This is a genomic window from Cupriavidus sp. HMR-1 (assembly GCF_000319775.1).
Classification (GTDB): domain Bacteria; phylum Pseudomonadota; class Gammaproteobacteria; order Burkholderiales; family Burkholderiaceae; genus Cupriavidus; species Cupriavidus metallidurans.
In genome coordinates, this window is record NZ_ANKP01000275.1 from 1 (window position 1) to 3,891 (window position 3,891).

The following is a 3,891-nucleotide window of genomic DNA, read 5'->3' on the forward strand; positions in this document are numbered from 1 at the left end:
GGACGCCGTCGCGGCCGATGCTTCCGCGGCGGGCTTGTCCTGCGCCACGGCGTGGGTGGAGAGGCCGAGACCGGCCGTGCCGAGCGCCAGCGTCATCGCGCCGGCCGTCAGGATTCGCTTGAACCAGGTTTTCATTTGCTTAACCTCTTTCCGGGGGTGTCTCGTGTCACAGGGCATCGCCGCCGGTCTCGCCGGTGCGGATGCGAATGACTTGTTCTATGGGTGCGACGAAGATCTTGCCGTCGCCGATCTTGCCGGTGCGGGCCGACTTCTCCACGGCCTCGATGGCTCGCTCCACCACTTCGTCGGGCACCGCCACCTCGATCTTCACCTTGGGCAGGAAGTCGACGATGTACTCGGCGCCGCGATACAGCTCCGTGTGGCCCTTCTGCCGGCCGAAGCCCTTGACCTCGGTCACGGTGATCCCGGACACGCCCACATCGGAGAGCGCCTCGCGCACCTCGTCGAGCTTGAACGGCTTGATGACTGCAATGATGAGTTTCATCGGTTATCTCCTCTGGGCGGGCCAGCTTCGGCCCCCCCTGGCTGACGCGCAATTAGAAAGTCTTGGAAAGCGAGACCCACGCGGTGTTGTTGCCCACGTTGTGGTTATAGCTGTTCGTGTAGAACGACTCCTTCGCATTGGTGCCGATGTAGGCCACCGCCAGCGCGAAGCCCTTGCCCAGGTCCTTCGTCAGGCCGACCTTCCAGTCCAGATAGGAAGCGGCGCTGTTGTGCTGGACGTTCTGGTAGCCAAGGTGCGCGTTCAGCGTCAGGTCCCACACGTTCAGCGGATAGTTGAAGGCGAGGTCGATGTAGCTGCTGTACTGGCTGTTGGCGATCCCGAACAGGTTTGTCACGGCCTGCGAGTACTTCAGGAACACCGGGCCATAGCCGATGCCCGCGTACAGCTCAGTGGTGTACGGGCGCGGGTTGGAGTAGCCGCCCGGGTAGAAGTACTGCAGCACGCCGACGTCATAGTTGAACTCCAGATCGCTCATCTTGAACGTGTTCTTGAAACCACCATAGAAGTCCATCTCGACCGGCGCCGACACGCTCTTGTCGGCGTCCGAGATCCAGCTGATGCTGGAGTTCCAGTTGCCGATGTAGAAGCCGCTCTCATGGGCATAGTCGAACCCGCCCTGGATGGCCGGACGGCGGTTGGTCTGGCTGAGACCGCGATAGCGGTAGTCAGAGACCAGCGACACGTTGGCCGTGATCGTATGGGGCGATGCCGGCTCGGCGGCGGGTGCGGCTGCCGGCGCTGCCGCGTCCGGCGCGCTCTGTGCGAACGCAACGGAGGTGGCAAGGCTGAACAGGGCCGCAGCGGCGCTGACTGCGAGGCTCGACTTCTTCATCGGTTTTTCTCCTTTTCCTTTAGGTTCTTCGCTGGCTCGAGGGTGAGAGGCTGCTGTTTGTGCACAGCGTTATGGTGTTGACGCTCCCGGTTGCTGTACTGCAACACCCGTGCCAGCTCATGGCCATCGCCCTGCGACACCGTTGGCCGCCCAGTCAGAAATCGTCGACAAGCGGTGTCCGAACCACTTTGACGACAATGCCGGGCGACAGGTATCTGCCGCCCTAAGCATCGAAAAACCGCCAAAAAATGTGCGCTGGCGTTGCCGGAGCTTTCATGGCGGCCGCCGAAGCGCCATAATCCGCGTCATGCAAGGTCAAGTGCCGCGTGCTTGGCGTACGAGCACCCGACGGCTGGCATGGCACGGCGCGTCAGACACCCGCCGAGGCGCCACGCCCCAGAGCAGTGCATCTGCGCGGCAGGGATGCCCGCCGAGCGCCGCGATGCGACGCCCCACCACGGTGCAGACATGGTGAATGGGGCGCAGCCGCCCGCCATGCGCACGCTGGCCTGACCCGAATCATTCGAAATTGGTCACCACAGGAGTTCCACCATGAAACCGACCGATCTCTTCAACGACCTGCAAAGCAAGGTCAGCGAAGCGCTGCGCAACTCGCCGGCCAAGGACATCGAAAAAAACGTGCGCAGCATGATGACGCAGGGCTTCGCGCGCCTTGACCTGGTCACGCGCGAGGAATTCGACGTCCAGTCGCAGGTGCTGGCCCGCACCCGCGCCCGACTGGAGGAACTTGAGGCCCGCGTAGCAGAACTCGAGCGCCGCGTTGGCGGCACGCCAACCGGCGGAGCATGACGCCGCGCCCACGGCACCCCGTTCAATGCCAGAAAGGCCACCGGATCCCGGTGGCCTTTTTCGTTAACACTTCCGCAAAGATATGAGCCTGGCCGTCCTGCGCAGCCGCGCACTGACTGGAATCGAGGCGCCGCCCGTCTCCGTCGAAATCCACCTCGCCAACGGGTTGCCCGCCTTCAATATCGTCGGGCTGGCCGATACTGAAGTCCGCGAGAGCCGCGAGCGCGTGCGCGCGGCTCTGCTCAACAGCGAGTTCGAATTTCCCAACCGGCGCATCACGGTCAACCTGGCGCCCGCCGATCTGCCCAAGGAGTCCGGCCGTTTCGACCTGGCGATCGCATTGGGCATCCTGGCGGCCAGCGGGCAGTTGCAGGCCGACACGCTTGACGCCTTCGAATTCGCCGGCGAGCTTTCGCTGGCAGGAGACCTGCGCCCGGTACGCGGCGCGCTCGCGATGGCAATGGGACTGGCCCGCGATAACGCCCGACGCGTGGCGGAGGATCGCCCGCCGCGCGCCTTCGTCGTCGCCAGCGAGAATGGCGCAGAAGCGGCCCTGGTCGAAGCCGTGATCGTCCATGCCGGCGCGACACTGCGCGACGTCTGCCATCACATCGGCCTGCTTCCCGAGCGGCGGCTGTCGCGCGCCCGGCCGCCAGCCCGGGTTGAGGCATCCGCCGATGGCCCCGATATGCGCGACGTTCGCGGCCAGGCACAAGCCCGACGCGCCATGGAGATCGCCGCCGCGGGCCAGCACTCCGTACTGCTGGTCGGCCCGCCCGGCACTGGCAAATCGATGCTGGCCCAGCGCTTCCCTGCCCTGCTGCCGCCGATGACCGAGGCCGAAGCGCTCGAGGCAGCGGCCGTGCAGAGTCTGACCTCGGGCGGCTTCCACCCGTCCCGCTGGGGCCATCGCCCGTTCCGCAGTCCGCACCATACGGCCAGCGCGCCTGCCCTGGTCGGCGGGGGCGCTTCGCCACGCCCTGGGGAAATATCGCTGGCGCATCACGGCGTGCTCTTTCTCGATGAACTGCCCGAGTTTGAACGGCGCGTGCTCGAAGTCCTGCGCGAGCCGCTCGAAACCGGCCGCATCACGATCTCGCGTGCCGCCGGGCAGGCCGATTTCCCGGCGCGCTTCCAGTTCGTGGCGGCGATGAATCCCTGCCCTTGCGGCTACCTCGGACACCCCACCCGCATGTGCCGTTGCACGCCGGATCAGGTGCAGCGTTACCAGTCACGCCTGTCGGGCCCGTTGCTCGATCGCGTGGACCTGCAGATCGAAGTGCCCGCCCAGAACCAGCAGGAAATGTTCGATGGACAACCGGGCGAACCGAGCCAGACCGTGCGCGCCCGCGCCGTCGCCGCACGCGAACGTCAATTGACACGACAGGGCACGCCGAACAGCGAACTAGCCGGTCGCGCGATCGAGACACACTGCCCACTCGACAACGAGGCCCGAACGCTGCTGCGCGACGCGATGCAGAAGCTGGGATGGTCGGCGCGCGCGTACTTCCGGGTGCTCAAGGTAGCCAGAACGATCGCGGACCTGGATGGCGCGGAGGTTCTGACAGCCGGCCACGTGGCCGAGGCGATCCAGTACCGGCGCGTGCTGCGAACCGCCTAGAGGCACTATCAAAATGATTCTGGCGTCGTTGCGCGGCCTTGCCGTACCGCTTGTACTGTCTGCGGCCGCGCCCTTGCAGGGCGCGCATGTGCTCGCAGGCAC

The 3,891-nt window shown here is 65.6% G+C and carries 4 protein-coding genes; 2 read left to right on the forward strand and 2 right to left on the reverse strand.

The window, feature by feature from the left end; translation table 11 throughout:
- Positions 1–166: 166 nt before the first annotated feature.
- Entirely contained in the window at positions 167–505 is a 339-nt protein-coding gene (locus D769_RS29450; RefSeq protein ID WP_008652254.1) for a P-II family nitrogen regulator, read from the reverse strand.
- A gap of 52 nt (positions 506–557) precedes the next feature.
- Entirely contained in the window at positions 558–1,358 is an 801-nt protein-coding gene (locus D769_RS29455; protein ID WP_008652255.1) for a TorF family putative porin, read from the reverse strand.
- Between the two features lie 552 nt (positions 1,359–1,910).
- Here D769_RS29455 and D769_RS29460 point away from each other — a divergent pair.
- Positions 1,911–2,168, forward strand: coding sequence for an accessory factor UbiK family protein (locus tag D769_RS29460; protein WP_008652257.1), 258 nt, complete (start codon positions 1,911–1,913; stop codon positions 2,166–2,168).
- A gap of 82 nt (positions 2,169–2,250) precedes the next feature.
- Positions 2,251–3,789: a YifB family Mg chelatase-like AAA ATPase gene (locus D769_RS29465; protein WP_008652258.1), complete on the forward strand. Its 1,539-nt coding sequence runs from the start codon at positions 2,251–2,253 to the stop codon at positions 3,787–3,789.
- Positions 3,790–3,891 lie beyond the last annotated feature (102 nt).